This window comes from Cupriavidus sp. GW822-FHT02D05 (assembly GCF_058802485.1).
In genome coordinates, this window is record NZ_JBXAOE010000001.1 from 70,763 (window position 1) to 84,014 (window position 13,252).

Sequence of the window (13,252 nt, forward strand, 5' to 3'; positions counted from 1 at the left end):
TGCGCTTCGTACACTAGCGTCACTGCCACGTCTTGCGTGGCGCCATAGCTTGAATGTTCCGATGCCACGCGCTGTGACTGTCACTTCATCCACTTCATCCACCTCTACCTCCGCCTCCGCGACCTTGCCGCAGCCGCCCGGTGCCCGCCTGCGCACTGGCGCCATCGCGCTGGGCCAGGTGGTGGCGCTGTCGGCCCTGTGGCTGCTGGCGGACTGGTTGCGCGGGCGGCTGGGGTTGCCATTGCCGGCTGGTTTGCTTGGGCTCCTGGCCTTGGCCGCGCTGCTGTTCAGCGGGGCGGTGCGCGGTGGCTGGGTGCGTCGCGGGGCAAACTGGCTGCTGGGCGAGATGTTGCTGTTCTTCATCCCGGCGGTGCTGGCCGTGGTGCAGTACCCCGAACTGGTCCGGCATCAGGGCTGGCGGATCTGCGCGGTGATTGCCTTGAGCACGCTCGCGGTGATGGTGGTGACGGCGCTGGTGGTGGAGCAGGTGGTCCGTCTCGAACTCAGGCTGGCGCGCCGCGCGCGCCGTGCCACGCACAACCGGCAGCAGCACCATGCATGACTCCGTGCTGGCGGCGCTGAGCCTGGTGGCAACCGTTGCCTTCTATTACATCAACAAGCGCCTCTATGCGCGCCGTGCGCGGCTGTGGCTGATGCCGCTGCTGGCTACGCCGGTGGTGCTGATCGCGCTGGTGCTGGCCGCGCATGTGCCGTATCGCGACTATATCGCCGACACGCGCTGGCTGATGTGGCTGCTTGGCCCGGCCACCATCGCCTTCGCATTGCCGATCTACGATCACCGTGCGCTGGTGCGCCAGCATTGGCTATCGATTTCGGTTGGCGTGCTGGCTGCGGTGGTGACGTCGGTGCTCAGCTCTGTCTGGCTGGCGCGCGGCTTTGGCTTGCCAGTGATGTTGCAAAAGGGGCTGGCGGTGCGCTCGGTGACCACGCCGTTCGCCGTGGATGCGGTGCGCGCGCTCGGCGGGCCGCCCGATCTTGCCGCGATCTTTGTGGTCATGACCGGGCTGACGGGCATGGCGATTGGCGAGACCGTGCTGGCCTGCCTGCCCTCGGTGCGCAGCCGGCTGGCGCAAGGCGCAATCTTCGGCGCCGCAGCGCATGGTGCCGGCACGGCCAAGGCGAGGCAGCTGGGCGAAGTGCAGGGTGTAGTGGCATCGCTGGTGATGATGATCGCGGGGCTGGCCAGCGTGCTGGCCGCTCCGCTGATCCGCAGCGTGTTTTTCTGAGCGGGCTTGCGTAGTACTGCGCAATGGCTGCGGGCGATTGGGCGCAGACGCTGAGTAGTACTGCGTAGCCTATGGCCTTGCGACCGCTCCGGGCGCAGGGTCTTTTGCGCGCCCGCCAACGCGCCGCGCGAAATTGGCGCAAAATGCGGCACTTGCGCGATCGTGCCGGCGCGCGGACATGCGCCGCTCATCCGCACGTGGCTTGCCGTTCTTCCCGCCACGGCGCGCGCGCCGTCCCTCTGCGCCGATTGTGCGCACCGCACGCGCAAGCTTCACCGATCTCTCTCTCGTTTTTCAATAACAACATCATGCGATTACCGCTTCTCGCGCTGGCTGCCGCGGCCTTTGGCATTGGCACCACCGAATTCGTCATCATGGGGCTGTTGCCCGACGTTGCCGCCGACCTTGGCGTTTCCGCGCCGGCTGCCGGCATGCTGGTCTCTGGCTATGCCATCGGCGTGGCCGTGGGCGCGCCCATCCTGGCCATCCTGACCAACAAGTGGCCGCGCAAGACCGCGCTGGTGGGGCTGATGGGCTTGTTCATCCTCGGCAACGCGCTGTGCGCGCTGGCGCCCAACTATGCATTGCTGATGGCCGCGCGCGTGGTCACGGCGTTCTGCCACGCGGCGTTCTTCGGCATTGGCGCGGTGGTGGCCGCGGAGCTGGTCCCGCGTGAGAAGCGCGCGCAGGCGGTGGCATTGATGTTTACCGGGTTGACGGTAGCCAACGTGCTGGGCGTGCCGTTTGGCACTGCATTTGGGCATGCGTTGGGCTGGCGCTCCACGTTCTGGGCCGTCACCGTGATCGGCGTGGCCGCTGCGGCTGCGTTGGTGGCCTGGTTGCCCAAGGCCATCCCGATGCAGGCCGGCAGCATCCTGCGCGAGTTCCGCTCCATCGGCGCGGCGCAGGTGCAGCTGGCGCTGCTGATCAGCACGCTGGCATCGGTCAGCATGTTCACCGTGTTCACCTACATCGCCTACATCCTGCGTGACGTCACGGGCTTCACCGCGCAGCAGGAGAGCATGGTGCTGCTGTTGTTCGGGGCTGGCATCACCGTGGGCGGCCTGGCCGGCGGCAAGCTGGCCGACTGGAAGCTGATGCCCGCGCTGGCCAGCCTGCTGGCCGCGGTGGCGGTGGTGCAGCTGGTGTTCTCGTGGACCAGCCATTTTCCGGTGCCGACGCTCTTCACGCTGTTTGTGTGGGGCATGGTCAGCTTTGCCGTGGTGCCCGCCACGCAGGTGCGCGTGCTGGACAAGGCCAAGGGCGCGCCCAACCTGGCCTCCACGCTGAACCAGGGCGCGTTCAACCTGGGCAACGCCACCGGCGCGTGGCTGGGCGGGTTGATGATCAGCGCCGGCCTGCCGCTGACCCAGCTGCCGTGGCTGGGTGCGGCGGTGGCCGCGCTGGCGCTGCTGGCAGTGGGGGTGTCGGCGTCGCTGGACCGGGGTGGGCCGGTGCCAGCTTAGTACTAGCCGCGCCATGGCGCGCAGAGTTCCGGCGGGGCCCGTCGGGCTGTAGGATGTTGCCAGCAACGTTTCTTCGGGCCCGGCATGGACTACGCACACATCCTCCAACGCATCCACCGCGACATCGCGCCCTTGCTCACCCAGGGCCGCGTAGCGGACTACATCCCCGAGCTCGGCAAGGTACCCGCCACGCATTTCGGCATGGCGCTGGTGTTTGCCGATGGCCGCAGCCATTGCGTGGGCGACGCCGCGGTGCCGTTCTCCATCCAGAGCATCTCCAAGCTGTTTGCCTGCACGCTAGCGTTCCAGTTGCTGGGCGAGGATCTATGGCAGCGGGTCGGGCGCGAGCCTTCCGGCAATGCCTTCAACTCGCTGGTGCAACTGGAGTACGAGCAAGGCAAGCCGCGCAATCCGTTCATCAACGCGGGCGCGCTGGTGGTGACCGACGTGCTGTGCAGCCGTTTTGTCCAGGCGGAGACCGCCATGGTGCAGTTCCTGCGCCGGCTCAGCGGCAACCCGGCCATCGACTACGACCCGCGCGTGGCGCAGTCCGAGCGCGAGCATGCGGACCGCAATCGCGCCATGGCGTATTTCATGAAGGACTTTGGCCGCCTTGAGATGCCGGTGGACAAGGTCATCGACGCCTATTGCCGCCAATGCGCCATCACCATGAGCTGCGAGGACCTGGCGCGCGCGGCGCTGTTCCTGGCGCATGGCGGGGTGGTGCCGTGGAGCGGCGAGCGCGTGCTGGACACCAGCCCCACCAAGCGCCTGTCGGCCCTGATGCTGACCTGCGGCACCTATGACGCTGCGGGGGATTTTGTCTATCGGGTGGGCTTGCCGGCCAAGAGCGGCGTGGGCGGCGGCATTGTGGCGGTGCTGCCCGGCAGGTGGGCCGTGTGCGTCTGGTCGCCGGGGCTGGACCACAGCGGCAATTCGCTGGCCGGGGTGCAGGCCCTGGAGTGGCTGACCACGTTGAGTGGGCATTCAATTTTCTGAATAGAGAGGAAATGTGCGTCAAGCACCATAAATGCAATTATTCTTGCACTACGGACGCACGATGGCCGGAGTATTTGCCTTATTGCATCGCTCCTGAAAAGTGCTATTATTTTTGCATTCTCGGCCTGGATATGTAGAAATATTGCCACCATGGCGAAAAAAACCGCGCCACTCCTTCCCTCAACCCAGCGTTTGCTTGTCGAGTTCGGCGAACGTCTCAAGCTCGCTCGCCTGCGAAGAAAGCTCACGGCCAAGCAGGTGGCAGAGCGTGCCGGGATGTCTCAGATGACATTGCGATCGCTTGAGGCCGGTGGCTCGGGCGTAACGATCGGCGCTTATCTTTCGGTGATGCAGGTGTTGGGCGTCGAGAAAGACCTGGCCAAGATCGCGGAGACGGACGAGATCGGCAGAGGCCTGCAAGATTCCCGTTTGCTAGGACGCACGTCCAGCCAGCGCGCCGCTGCGCCGCGCCTGCCTCGCGACGAAACAGTCGCCCGTCCAGAGGACAGGTGGCCAGTTGAGACAGCAACCCCGCTTCCCGTCAATAGTGAGTCCTTGGCTGCCTTGATCTCCCCAAGGAGAAAGAAGCCAGCGGACGAGGAACACGAGTGATGAGCAAGATGATCGGGGTCTACGCTGACTGGGATGGCCTGGCATCCGCCAAGCGCCTTGGCTGGTTGCATGCCAGGAAGGCAAGGGCAGCAGAGCTGTTCGAGTTCGAGTACGATCCGGCGGCCTTGGCTGATCCCGCATTGGGGCGCTTGCAGATTGATCCCCGCATCGGGCTCTATTCTGGCCCACAGTTTCCAGGAGAACATCACGACAAGTTCGGGGTATTTGTCGACTCGTGTCCTGATAGATGGGGGCGCGTGTTGATGAGGCGGCGGCTGGAGCGCGATGTTCGCGACGGCATCTTCCCCAAGGGCACAAGGCTCTTTGAGTCCGACTACCTGCTCGGACAGCGATGGCCACCTCTGGATCGCAAAATTCCCGAGCACCCGTGATGAGCATGATGTTGGCGCATGGGAGATGGTCGTGAACGCCCTGGCTACAGCGTGCGAGTTGCGGGTAGCGAAAGGGATGGCGCAGCGCTTCGCAAGCGACCACCACTGCTTCATGGTCAAGCGCTTCGATCGCACCAGTGCTGGCCGGAGACTGCATTTCGCTTCCGCCATGACCATGACCGGTCGGGTCGATGGCGACGACGCTGCCGCTGGCGCGAGCTATTTAGAATTGGCCGAAGTGATCATCCGGCATGGTGCGCAGCCCAGCGAGGATTTGTGCGAGCTTTGGTCACGCATCGTCTTCAACATCCTTGTCTCCAATACCGATGACCATTTGCGCAATCATGGATTCATCCTGATGCCAGGAAAGGGGTGGCGGCTATCCGAAGCCTATGACATGAACCCTGTTCCCATCGCCGATGGCTTGACGCTGAACATCACTCACGCTGACAACGCGCTGGATCTGGAGCTTGCACGAGAGGTGGCCGGGTATTTCCGGGTTTCCATGTCCGATGCCGATGACATCATCGAGGACTTCAAGAGGGTTGTCGGTCAGTGGCGGATTGCTGCGAACGGACTGCAACTGTCGCAGCGGGAACAGGACAATATGGCTTCTGCCTTTCGCCTGGCGCTGCGATAGGCAGGGCGCGATACCGCTCGGATCGAAGAGGCCCGGAGCCGGAATCCGTTGGTTACTGGCCTGAGGTTTTCCGGCTCGATGTGGGTATCGAGATCAGCCAGTCAGCCCAGCATCAACCCGGCATGCGCCAGCAAGTGGCGAAACACTGCCAGCCGGGCATCTCCCGTTTGCGCCAGCTTGCGGCAAACGTGCAGGTGCGCCGTCATGTCGCTGTGTCCGCGCAGGGCGTCCTTGCACTCGCGGTCCGAGATCTCCAGGTGGATGCCTGTGAGGATGGCGCAGCCCTTGCCCACGGGGGCGCTGACGATGGCGGGCGGGGTGCCTTCCAGGCCCGTGTACACGGCCAGGATCTGCGCCGCGTGGTTTGTTGCATCGCCGAAGTCGAAGCGGCAGCCGCCGTGGTAGTGCGCATACAGCGTGATCGGGGCATGGGTCAGGCTATGGGTGGTGCGTATTTCTGCTGCCGCGGTGCTTCGCGGTGTTGCGTCATACGCGACGCCCCGGGTGAGTTCGGGCAAGCAGCCAACCGCGACAGCATCCACGAAACTCAGTTCGCGCGGGCCGCAGATGGCACCTTCGGTGCCGGCATGGAAGGCGAGTTCCCTGCAGGCGTAGTACGCGCCCGCGCAGATGCCGAGGTAGGCGCCGCCTTCTTCGACAAAGCGCCGGATGCGCGCGTTGGGCGCGCCGTTCAGGGCTGCGCAATAGGGCAGGTCCGCACCGCCCGGCATGACAAACATCACGGCATCATCAAAGAGCGTTTCGTCCTGCCGGATGTCGTCGGCCATGACCGCCCGGATCTCGTACGCGCCGGGAAGCAACTGCTGCCCGATCATCCGCATCAGGCGCGAGGTCCCGTCGGAGGTGCCGGCGTCGATATAGGTCAGGATCTGGGGCTTCGGCATGATGGTTTGGCCCTTTTTTGCCCGATTGGGCGCGATAGTGTGGCAGCGGTGCTGCGTGCCTCAGGTTTGCGCGCGGCGGTAAAACGCCAGCCCGCCAGCCAGCGCAATCAGCGTGCCGCCCGACAGCCGGTTCAGCCAGCGCATGCCGTCACCACGAAAGGCGTGCACAATGCGTGCGCCCAGCGCCGCGTACACCAGCATGACGGCCAGGTTCAGCAGGCATTGGGCCAGCGTCAGGATGGCGTATTGCGGCAGCAACGCCGCGCTCGTATCGATGAACTGGGGCAGGAAGGCCGAGATAAACAGCAGCGCCTTGGGATTGGTCAGCGCCACCAGGAAACTGCGTGAGAACAGGACGCGGCCTCGCGCCGATGCCGGCGTCCGGGCGGCAGCGGAATCCGAAGGCGTATCCGGTGTCGGCTCCGGTGTTGTCTCCGGTACCGTCTGCGGCTCCTTGCCTGAGCGCAGCATCTTCCACCCCACATACGCCAGGTAAGCGGCGCCAAACCATTTGATCGCCTCGAAGGCAACCTCGGACGCGGCGATCACGGCGCCAAGCCCCGCGGCCACGGTGACGACCAGGATGATGTCGGCCGCGAGCGCCCCGGCCATGCCCCAGCACGCCTTGCGTACGCCGTGCCTGGAGCCGTTGTTCAGGGCCAGCAGCACGGTCGGACCGGGAGTGGCAATGGTCACGGCCGAGGCAAAAATGAAGAGCAGCAGGGTAGGGAGCGTCATGGTGCAATCTGGCTGGCGCACACGTGGGCGGGCGGGAGACATAGGATGATTGCCCGCCGGCAGATTGTCCAGTGCCTGGCATGCCCGGCGTTGCCGCGCCATGTGTTGCGCAATTGGCAAAAATGCAAGCCGGGATTGCACGAGATGAGCAGACATTGCGTGTTTTGATACGATGATGGTTAGAACGCAACGGTAGCCCGCAACCGCTATGGCGCTTGCGATGCGCGCTTGAACGACTAGCGTTCGCCCGGCGAGGTTGCGGTTCTCCAATAAAAAGCGGAGACAGCCATGATTAAAGAATACGCGTGGAAGAAGCGGGTTTTCGAGACCCATGAAGTACAAGTACAGGTGCGGCCGAGAACGCCCACGGTCTGGGAGTACACGGTGCGGGTCTGCCGCCCGGGCACGAACATCCGGGCCGCCGGGACGTTGCTGGAATCGTCCAAGGTAACAGACCTGTTCCCCACGGCGGACGCGGCGGAGACAGCCGGTTTTGCCCACGGTGCGGAGCTGGCGAAACGGCTGGCCTAGGGTGCGGTTGAAGCCAGGAAAGGGCTGGTAAACGTCGATTTGGTGCTTTTTGCCGGCTGATGGTGTAGCAGTGTGACTTTTTGTGGCGGGTGGTTTGGAGCGTACTTTGTGCCGTTATACTGCGCAGGTCGTTGCAAGCACAGCGACCGGGTTTAGCAGCCCGCGGAAAAAGGTGACCAATCCGCCATCAATCCGCGTGAAAAAGGAGGCATACCCATGCCCCAGTCTTCGCTTGCTCGTCCCGGGCAAATCGTATCTTCCAAGCCAGCCATCCTCTGCCAGCGCCTGCGCGCCTGCCAACGGAGGGCGCCCGATGCATAGGTACCCGCACTACAACATCACCGCCTAGCGCGCCGGGCGTGACACCTTCCTCACGGCCCACGCCCTTTCCGAAAGCCCGCTAAGCCTCGCCGCCGAGAAAACCGCGCAACTCAACGCGCTGCTTTCGGTGGCTGTCGAGAACGCTGCTGGCGGCTCCTTGTGCAACATCACCGAAGAGACGCAGAGCCATCTGCTTTCGCTGGCGGCCGTGCTCGCGCATGAAACGCTGGTGCTGAGCGAGTTGGCCGCCCAGGACGATGAGGGTGAGGGGGAGGGCGGCGATGGATGATGGCTGGCCGGCCGTCTAGCCACAGGGGGGAAGATGGGCGCGCGGCGCATGACATCGATACGGTACTTCGCGCGCATCGCAGCTTGGCGGCGCCAAACAAAGTGCACTACAACACGCGCTGCCGATCGCGTCACCAATCGCGCGCTTGCAGCCCCATGCAGCCATCGACTATGTTGAATCTCAAGGCCGATGTGGCCGCGTCGATGAGGAGCCGTGATGAACAGGGTCATAGGACACCTGGCCGTGCTCGTTGTCCTTGGCCTGTCTGTCTTGCATGGGGCGCAGGCCTCCGACATCGACTGTAAGTCAGCGTTCGGCGCGGGATCGGTCCGCTGTGAAGATCCAAACGGCAACGGGATGCGATGTGGCCTGGCGACCGACGGGCGCCCGCGCAACAAGCACCTGGTCTGCGATAACGCGGAGCTTTCGACGCGCTACGAGCGCATCTATGCCGAACAGCAGAGGCTGCTGCACAGCGGCGTCACCAACGATGCCGACGTCCGCGCCTGGCGCAGCAAGCGCGATGCCTGCGGGTCCGTGCGCTGTCTTGATAGCCTGTTCCATGAATGGTGGCGGTGGCGGGACGTTGCCCGCATGAAGCCGGCACGGCCCGCCGTTGTGCCGAGCAAGCCCGTTGTACCAAGCACGACCGTTGTGCCGAGCACCGCCGTTGCAGCCTCTGTCCCGCCAAAGCAGGAGCCGGCACCTCCCGCGCAAGACCCGGCGACGCCGACTCAGTTGGCTGCCGTGCCAGAGAGCGCGCAATCGAGCGAGCCGACATCGCCGGCGGTCGCCGACGTTCAGGCGCCGCCCGCCTCGATCGAAACCGGGCAAGTCCCGCCCGAGCCAGCCTCTCGCGCCATGGTGTCGCCAGGCTTATCGCCAGGCTTGTTGTCAGGCTTGCTGATGGGCTTTGCCGCCTTCAGCATTGGCGTGGCCTGGCTTTGGAAACGCAAGCGAGATCGGCGCGCCTCGCCTAAACATGAACGGCGTCGGGCCATCTCCGCAGGCATGGCGATCCTGTACGGCTTGCTCATCGTGAATGTGCTGCTCCTGGCGTTCACGCTGAGGTCGAGTTAACACACCTTGTTTTCACACGGCTGGCCAAGACAATCGTCAATGGTCAACCTGACCCTTCGGAAGCGCTTAGGCGCTTAGGCGCTTGGCCCGGTGAGGGCCGGTTCTACGGCCGGCATGCCGGCCGTAAAATGTGGACTACCGAATGGCATTGGAGTGTCCTCAATATGCGCATGCTGGCGGTTCTGACTTGTGCGCTATGGTCGGTTTCGGCCATGGCCGGCGGACTGGAGGTCGGCGAGGCGGTCCCGGCTTTCGACATCAAGCTCACCGATGGTCGCCATGTCACGCCGAGCGCCGCGGCGGGCCGAGTTACGATCATCAACTTCTGGGCGACCTGGTGCGCGCCATGCCGCAAAGAAATGCCAGCGCTTGAAGCGTTCTATCGAGAACATCACGCGCAAGGCGTGGACGTGATTGCCGTCAGCATTGACAAGCCCAGCGACCAGGCCGAGGCGCAGGCGGTAATGAAGTCCTACACGTTTGCGCTGGCTTTCGTTGGCGATGCCGACGTGAAGGGCTTCGGCCGCCTGTGGCGAATTCCGGTGACATTCGTGATCGACCAGAACGGCATCCTGCGCAGGGATGGCTGGCATGCCGAGCCCACTGTCGACCTGGAATTGCTCGAGAAGCAAGTCGTGCCGCTGCTCAAGCGTTAGGCTACCGCGACGCCGGCCGGAAGCTGCGCCCCCCAGCCGGTTCAACTCGGTCAGAAGACGTAGCGGGTGCCGATCGTACCCGTCCAGCGAGGGGCCAGTTGCAGCCCGTTGACCCGCTGGTAGATTGGCACCTGGACAAAGGCGTAGAGCTTGACGTGCTTGCTGATGTTCACCGTGGCGCCCGGGCTCAGATAAACCAGGGTACCGCCACTATTTTCGGTGTCGGCATTGTCGCCAAGGTCTCGCTTGGCAATTCTGGTGTTGATCTGCAACTGCGGCGTAACAGCTTCAAAATGCAAATACCGCACCCCGGCGTTGACTGACAGGGACATGCCCGGCTTGTATTGTTCCCGATAATCTAGCGGCACCTGCAGCATCGCTTGGGCGAAGCCGTCGAAATCCTGGCTTATCGCTCCATAGTAATAGGCGCCCGCCATCAGGTCGGTAGTGCCGGTGCCAAACTGCAGGCCACGGTCAAGCGGCGAGCCGGCGGAAGGCCCCGAATTGAAGTTCTGGTGAAAACCTCCTGTTGGAAGCTTGACGCCGAATTGCAGGCCGAAGTTCTTGCTCTCCAGGAGTCCCTGGTATCGGCCCACCACGCGCACATCGCCCAGGCCGTTGCCGGACGAGCCGGATACGTCCGTGTCTCCTGGCGAGATCGTGGTATGGGTCCGGCTGACATAGGGCACCTGGACATTGACGCCCCAATCGGCGTTGAAGCTGTAATCGACGCCGAGCGTAGTGTAGCGGTTGATTGTGCCTTGCTCGACTTCGCGGTCGTTCGGGACAGCGAGGCTGCCGCGGTCGACCGCGTGCGTGCCGGATCGTAACTGCGATTGGTTCAGGTAGTCGTAGCGTAGGTCGAGTCGCAGGCCTGCATCGGCATAGTAGCCTTGGCTGTCCCAGTCGGAACTCAGCGTGCAACCGCAGCTTGCGCACGCGAACGCAAAGGTGGGGAATAGCAGGGCGGCACCTGTGGTGCCGGCGCGAAGGATCGGATTCATGGCGTTCTGGGCATACGGGGGCGAACCGGTGGTCCGCCCGTGGCAAGAGCGCGGGCTTTTGGCGCGCGCGGGTGGTCAGGCGATGGTGCCTATGCCAAGGGTGGCGCTCGAGCTGTCGCGCGAAGGATGCCCGGAGGCCGATACGCATTGCGCTGTGGCACTGCCCGCACGAAACCAAGCTGGCTGAGGTGAGGCAGAAACACAAGTGGGGCGTGCGTTATCGCATCCGTGCCGCCGATGTCCGCGCAGAGCAGACAGCAGAGGCGATCGTCGAGGCTCTGGTGGTCCCCGGGAGCGTCCTCATCGGGCGCCACTTGATCATCGCTGGAGACGACGCGGTTTCCGCCTGCGCTGCAGATTGTGTGATCTATCACCCCCTCGGCCGATTGTGCGTGGGCCATCATCGGCCATGGCGCGTGCAACGCCATGCCAAGCAGCGCAAGCCACAAGATGAGCCGATGTGCGAACGACATATCGTGCAGAGAAAATGGGTCGCTGATTATCGTGGTGGGTGGCCGCCAAAGCCGACGCGTTCAGTCCTCGTTTTGCGTGATCCCGGGTGGGACACAAAGCCGCACCCACTGACATCGTGGCTGCCATGTGTAGCATCGGGCATTCATTGTCCCTTCCCTTGTCATAGTGAGCCTACGCCGGGATTTCCCTGCTCTTTGTGCGTTACACCACGAAAGCGGTGGTGCATGATGCGGCGCCATCAAGTCGATGTCTCTTTTTGTTTCCGGTGACTTGTCATTAAGGAGCTTGGCATCAAGCCTTCAGACAAAGTACCCGCAGCGTGTATCCTCTGCACTCACTGAACAGCAAGGACATGAATACAGTGAACAGGGAAATCACCTTAATGCGGCACGGCCAGCCGAATCTGGCCGTGTTCGACAAGGTTTCGGCACGCGATATGCAACGCTGGATTGAGCAATATGATCTATCCGAAATCATTGACCAGCCCGCCCCGGAAGCTAGCGTGGGGCTCGCCGCTACCGCCAAAGTGATCGTGTCGAGCAGCGCGCCCCGAGCGCTGACATCCGTTCGGGCGCTGGGCCTTCAGCCCACCCTGGTCGACGAGATGTTCTGCGAGGCGCAGCTGCCCTACGGGCGATGGACGCTGCCGCGTCTTTCGCCGTTTACATGGGCATTTATTCTCCGGATCTTATGGCTGTGCGGTTTCTCAGGTAAGGTCGAGTCTGCCCGTAAGGCCAGGATGCGAGCCAATACGGCAGCGCAACGACTTCAATCCCTTGCCAGCGAAGGGCCAGTTCTGCTGCTCGGTCACGGATTCATGAATCGAATGATCGCCAAGCAGTTAAAGGCAGCCGGATGGACGCAGGAGAGAAGCGATGGTAACCGGTACTGGAGTGCCAAGGTTTATCGGATGAATCAGGGTTAAGGTACGGCGACAGCCCGCTAGCTGCTTTCTGCAACGTTTTGTGAGCTACTTTGCGGTGATGCGCTTTTTGGAGATGCGATCTGAGCGTTGGTCTGGTCGCGACCGGTCTCATCTGGCACAAGATGCAGCAAGCGCGAGAGGTGGCAGTTTCGGCTGGGCCGCAGGTTTTGCGATGCGGCACGCAGCGGCTGAATGATCCCATCAATCTCTTGCATCGACCGGTTGATTCCACAGCCAGTGTCGACGCCCGAATTGGTAACCAAGAGCAGCCTTTGAAGCAGGACAGATGCATGGAGTGGCTTGAGCCCTGGTGGTCCATCACTGTTTTCTACACTGACATAAAGAACTGGGTTCAGACATGTATGCTTCCGGAATATCAGGAGTGGGCAAGTTGAGTGAAGATCTGAAGTCGATGAGCAAGTTCCTTAGTCTGGTACTCAGGCACGCACCGGAAACAATTGGCGTCTCGTTGAATGATGCCGGTTGGACGGATGTCGAGGTGCTTCTACGACAGGCCAACGTGCATGGAAAGCGAATTGATCGCGAAATGCTTGAACGAATCGTGGCAACCAGCGACAAAAGACGGTTTGTCATGAGCGATGACGGTCTATTGATTCGAGCTAACCAGGGACACTCGGTGGACGTGAATCTTGGTCTCAAAGCGCTAAAGCCGCCTACCCATCTTTTCCATGGTACTGCAAGCAGGTTCTTTCCTGCCATCCAGGAGCAAGGCTTGAAGCCCCAGAGCAGGCAGCACGTGCATCTGTCAGCGGACGTTCCTACAGCGCTTGCCGTTGGGCGTCGGCATGGCAGCCCTAGAGTGTTGAGAGTGGAGTCCGAGAAGATGCACGAGTTGGGTCATGTCTTCTTCCAATCGCAGAACGACGTCTGGCTCACTGTAGCGGTGCCGCCTCAGTTCATACAGCCGTTCGATGTGCCGAAGACCGTAGGCTGAGGCCACTCAGCGTCCCAT

General features: G+C 62.9%; 17 protein-coding genes. 13 read left to right on the plus strand and 4 right to left on the minus strand.

Going from position 1 to position 13,252, the window contains the following annotated elements; translation table 11 throughout:
* The first annotated feature begins 73 nt into the window (after positions 1-73).
* The 7 genes from AC1RQK_RS00280 (at position 74) to AC1RQK_RS00310 (ending at position 5,356) form a co-directional block, all read left to right on the plus strand.
* A complete protein-coding gene (locus tag AC1RQK_RS00280; RefSeq protein ID WP_492807058.1) occupies positions 74-562 on the plus strand; it encodes a CidA/LrgA family protein in 489 nt (162 codons plus the stop codon).
* Positions 555-1,247, plus strand: a complete 693-nt coding sequence (locus tag AC1RQK_RS00285) for an LrgB family protein (protein WP_492807060.1) — start codon at positions 555-557, stop codon at positions 1,245-1,247. The genes AC1RQK_RS00280 and AC1RQK_RS00285 overlap by 8 nt, the downstream gene beginning before the upstream one ends.
* A 308-nt stretch (positions 1,248-1,555) precedes the next feature.
* Positions 1,556-2,713: an MFS transporter gene (locus AC1RQK_RS00290; RefSeq protein WP_416052268.1), complete on the plus strand. Its 1,158-nt coding sequence runs from the start codon at positions 1,556-1,558 to the stop codon at positions 2,711-2,713.
* An 84-nt stretch (positions 2,714-2,797) separates the two neighbouring features.
* The gene (locus tag AC1RQK_RS00295; protein ID WP_492372120.1) at positions 2,798-3,712 is read left to right on the plus strand and encodes a glutaminase; all 915 of its coding nucleotides are present in this window, start codon (positions 2,798-2,800) and stop codon (positions 3,710-3,712) included.
* Positions 3,713-3,862: 150 nt separating this feature from the next.
* The gene (locus tag AC1RQK_RS00300; RefSeq protein ID WP_416052270.1) at positions 3,863-4,324 is read left to right on the plus strand and encodes a helix-turn-helix domain-containing protein; all 462 of its coding nucleotides are present in this window, start codon (positions 3,863-3,865) and stop codon (positions 4,322-4,324) included.
* Positions 4,324-4,716: a hypothetical protein gene (locus tag AC1RQK_RS00305; RefSeq protein WP_492807063.1), complete on the plus strand. Its 393-nt coding sequence runs from the start codon at positions 4,324-4,326 to the stop codon at positions 4,714-4,716. The genes AC1RQK_RS00300 and AC1RQK_RS00305 overlap by 1 nt, the downstream gene beginning before the upstream one ends.
* Entirely contained in the window at positions 4,610-5,356 is a 747-nt protein-coding gene (locus AC1RQK_RS00310) for a type II toxin-antitoxin system HipA family toxin (RefSeq protein WP_492372122.1), read from the plus strand. Before AC1RQK_RS00305 ends, AC1RQK_RS00310 begins: the two co-directional genes overlap by 107 nt.
* Before the next feature lie 101 nt (positions 5,357-5,457).
* Here AC1RQK_RS00310 and AC1RQK_RS00315 read toward each other — a convergent pair whose 3' ends face one another.
* Both AC1RQK_RS00315 and AC1RQK_RS00320 read right to left on the minus strand, forming a co-directional pair.
* Positions 5,458-6,261: a BPL-N domain-containing protein gene (locus tag AC1RQK_RS00315; RefSeq protein ID WP_492807066.1), complete on the minus strand. Its 804-nt coding sequence runs from the start codon at positions 6,259-6,261 to the stop codon at positions 5,458-5,460.
* A gap of 60 nt (positions 6,262-6,321) precedes the next feature.
* Positions 6,322-6,999 (minus strand): LysE family translocator, encoded by a 678-nt coding sequence (locus AC1RQK_RS00320; protein WP_492807068.1) that lies wholly within the window; start codon positions 6,997-6,999, stop codon positions 6,322-6,324.
* 288 nt (positions 7,000-7,287) lie between these two features.
* Here AC1RQK_RS00320 and AC1RQK_RS00325 point away from each other — a divergent pair, with 288 nt between their 5' ends.
* The 4 genes from AC1RQK_RS00325 (at position 7,288) to AC1RQK_RS00340 (ending at position 9,876) form a co-directional block, all read left to right on the plus strand.
* Positions 7,288-7,530, plus strand: a complete 243-nt coding sequence (locus tag AC1RQK_RS00325) for a hypothetical protein (RefSeq protein WP_150990685.1) — start codon at positions 7,288-7,290, stop codon at positions 7,528-7,530.
* Positions 7,531-7,978: 448 nt separating this feature from the next.
* Complete coding sequence (locus tag AC1RQK_RS00330) at positions 7,979-8,140, plus strand: hypothetical protein (RefSeq protein ID WP_492807070.1); 162 nt, start codon at positions 7,979-7,981, stop codon at positions 8,138-8,140.
* Between the two features lie 216 nt (positions 8,141-8,356).
* Positions 8,357-9,220: a GntR family transcriptional regulator gene (locus AC1RQK_RS00335; RefSeq protein WP_492807498.1), complete on the plus strand. Its 864-nt coding sequence runs from the start codon at positions 8,357-8,359 to the stop codon at positions 9,218-9,220.
* 212 nt (positions 9,221-9,432) lie between these two features.
* Positions 9,433-9,876: a TlpA family protein disulfide reductase gene (locus AC1RQK_RS00340; protein WP_492807072.1), complete on the plus strand. Its 444-nt coding sequence runs from the start codon at positions 9,433-9,435 to the stop codon at positions 9,874-9,876.
* Positions 9,877-9,926: 50 nt separating this feature from the next.
* Here AC1RQK_RS00340 and AC1RQK_RS00345 read toward each other — a convergent pair whose 3' ends face one another.
* Positions 9,927-10,880: a TonB-dependent receptor gene (locus tag AC1RQK_RS00345; protein ID WP_492372128.1), complete on the minus strand. Its 954-nt coding sequence runs from the start codon at positions 10,878-10,880 to the stop codon at positions 9,927-9,929.
* Positions 10,881-10,969: 89 nt separating this feature from the next.
* On the minus strand, positions 10,970-11,353 hold the full coding sequence (locus AC1RQK_RS00350; RefSeq protein WP_492372129.1) for a DUF2946 family protein: 384 nt from the start codon (positions 11,351-11,353) through the stop codon (positions 10,970-10,972).
* 353 nt (positions 11,354-11,706) lie between these two features.
* Between AC1RQK_RS00350 and AC1RQK_RS00355 the strand changes: the two genes are divergently transcribed.
* Together AC1RQK_RS00355 and AC1RQK_RS00360 are read left to right on the plus strand one after the other, a co-directional pair.
* Positions 11,707-12,279 (plus strand): histidine phosphatase family protein, encoded by a 573-nt coding sequence (locus AC1RQK_RS00355; RefSeq protein ID WP_492807075.1) that lies wholly within the window; start codon positions 11,707-11,709, stop codon positions 12,277-12,279.
* A gap of 391 nt (positions 12,280-12,670) precedes the next feature.
* Positions 12,671-13,234, plus strand: a complete 564-nt coding sequence (locus tag AC1RQK_RS00360) for an RNA 2'-phosphotransferase (RefSeq protein WP_492807077.1) — start codon at positions 12,671-12,673, stop codon at positions 13,232-13,234.
* Positions 13,235-13,252: the final 18 nt, after the last annotated feature.

What these genes read in the sequence shown, in the direction of transcription:
- AC1RQK_RS00285 (WP_492807060.1), top strand. Translation starts at nt 555, where the DNA reads ATGCATGACTCCGTGCTGGCGGCGCTGAGCCTGGTGGCAACCGTTGCC.
- AC1RQK_RS00290 (WP_416052268.1), top strand. Translation starts at nt 1,556, where the DNA reads ATGCGATTACCGCTTCTCGCGCTGGCTGCCGCGGCCTTTGGCATTGGC.
- AC1RQK_RS00295 (WP_492372120.1), top strand. Translation starts at nt 2,798, where the DNA reads ATGGACTACGCACACATCCTCCAACGCATCCACCGCGACATCGCGCCC.
- AC1RQK_RS00300 (WP_416052270.1), top strand. Translation starts at nt 3,863, where the DNA reads ATGGCGAAAAAAACCGCGCCACTCCTTCCCTCAACCCAGCGTTTGCTT.
- AC1RQK_RS00305 (WP_492807063.1), top strand. Translation starts at nt 4,324, where the DNA reads ATGAGCAAGATGATCGGGGTCTACGCTGACTGGGATGGCCTGGCATCC.
- AC1RQK_RS00310 (WP_492372122.1), top strand. Translation starts at nt 4,610, where the DNA reads ATGTTCGCGACGGCATCTTCCCCAAGGGCACAAGGCTCTTTGAGTCCG.
- AC1RQK_RS00315 (WP_492807066.1), bottom strand. Translation starts at nt 6,261, where the DNA reads ATGCCGAAGCCCCAGATCCTGACCTATATCGACGCCGGCACCTCCGAC.
- AC1RQK_RS00320 (WP_492807068.1), bottom strand. Translation starts at nt 6,999, where the DNA reads ATGACGCTCCCTACCCTGCTGCTCTTCATTTTTGCCTCGGCCGTGACC.
- AC1RQK_RS00325 (WP_150990685.1), top strand. Translation starts at nt 7,288, where the DNA reads ATGATTAAAGAATACGCGTGGAAGAAGCGGGTTTTCGAGACCCATGAA.
- AC1RQK_RS00335 (WP_492807498.1), top strand. Translation starts at nt 8,357, where the DNA reads ATGAACAGGGTCATAGGACACCTGGCCGTGCTCGTTGTCCTTGGCCTG.
- AC1RQK_RS00340 (WP_492807072.1), top strand. Translation starts at nt 9,433, where the DNA reads ATGGCCGGCGGACTGGAGGTCGGCGAGGCGGTCCCGGCTTTCGACATC.
- AC1RQK_RS00345 (WP_492372128.1), bottom strand. Translation starts at nt 10,880, where the DNA reads ATGAATCCGATCCTTCGCGCCGGCACCACAGGTGCCGCCCTGCTATTC.
- AC1RQK_RS00350 (WP_492372129.1), bottom strand. Translation starts at nt 11,353, where the DNA reads ATGTCGTTCGCACATCGGCTCATCTTGTGGCTTGCGCTGCTTGGCATG.
- AC1RQK_RS00355 (WP_492807075.1), top strand. Translation starts at nt 11,707, where the DNA reads ATGAATACAGTGAACAGGGAAATCACCTTAATGCGGCACGGCCAGCCG.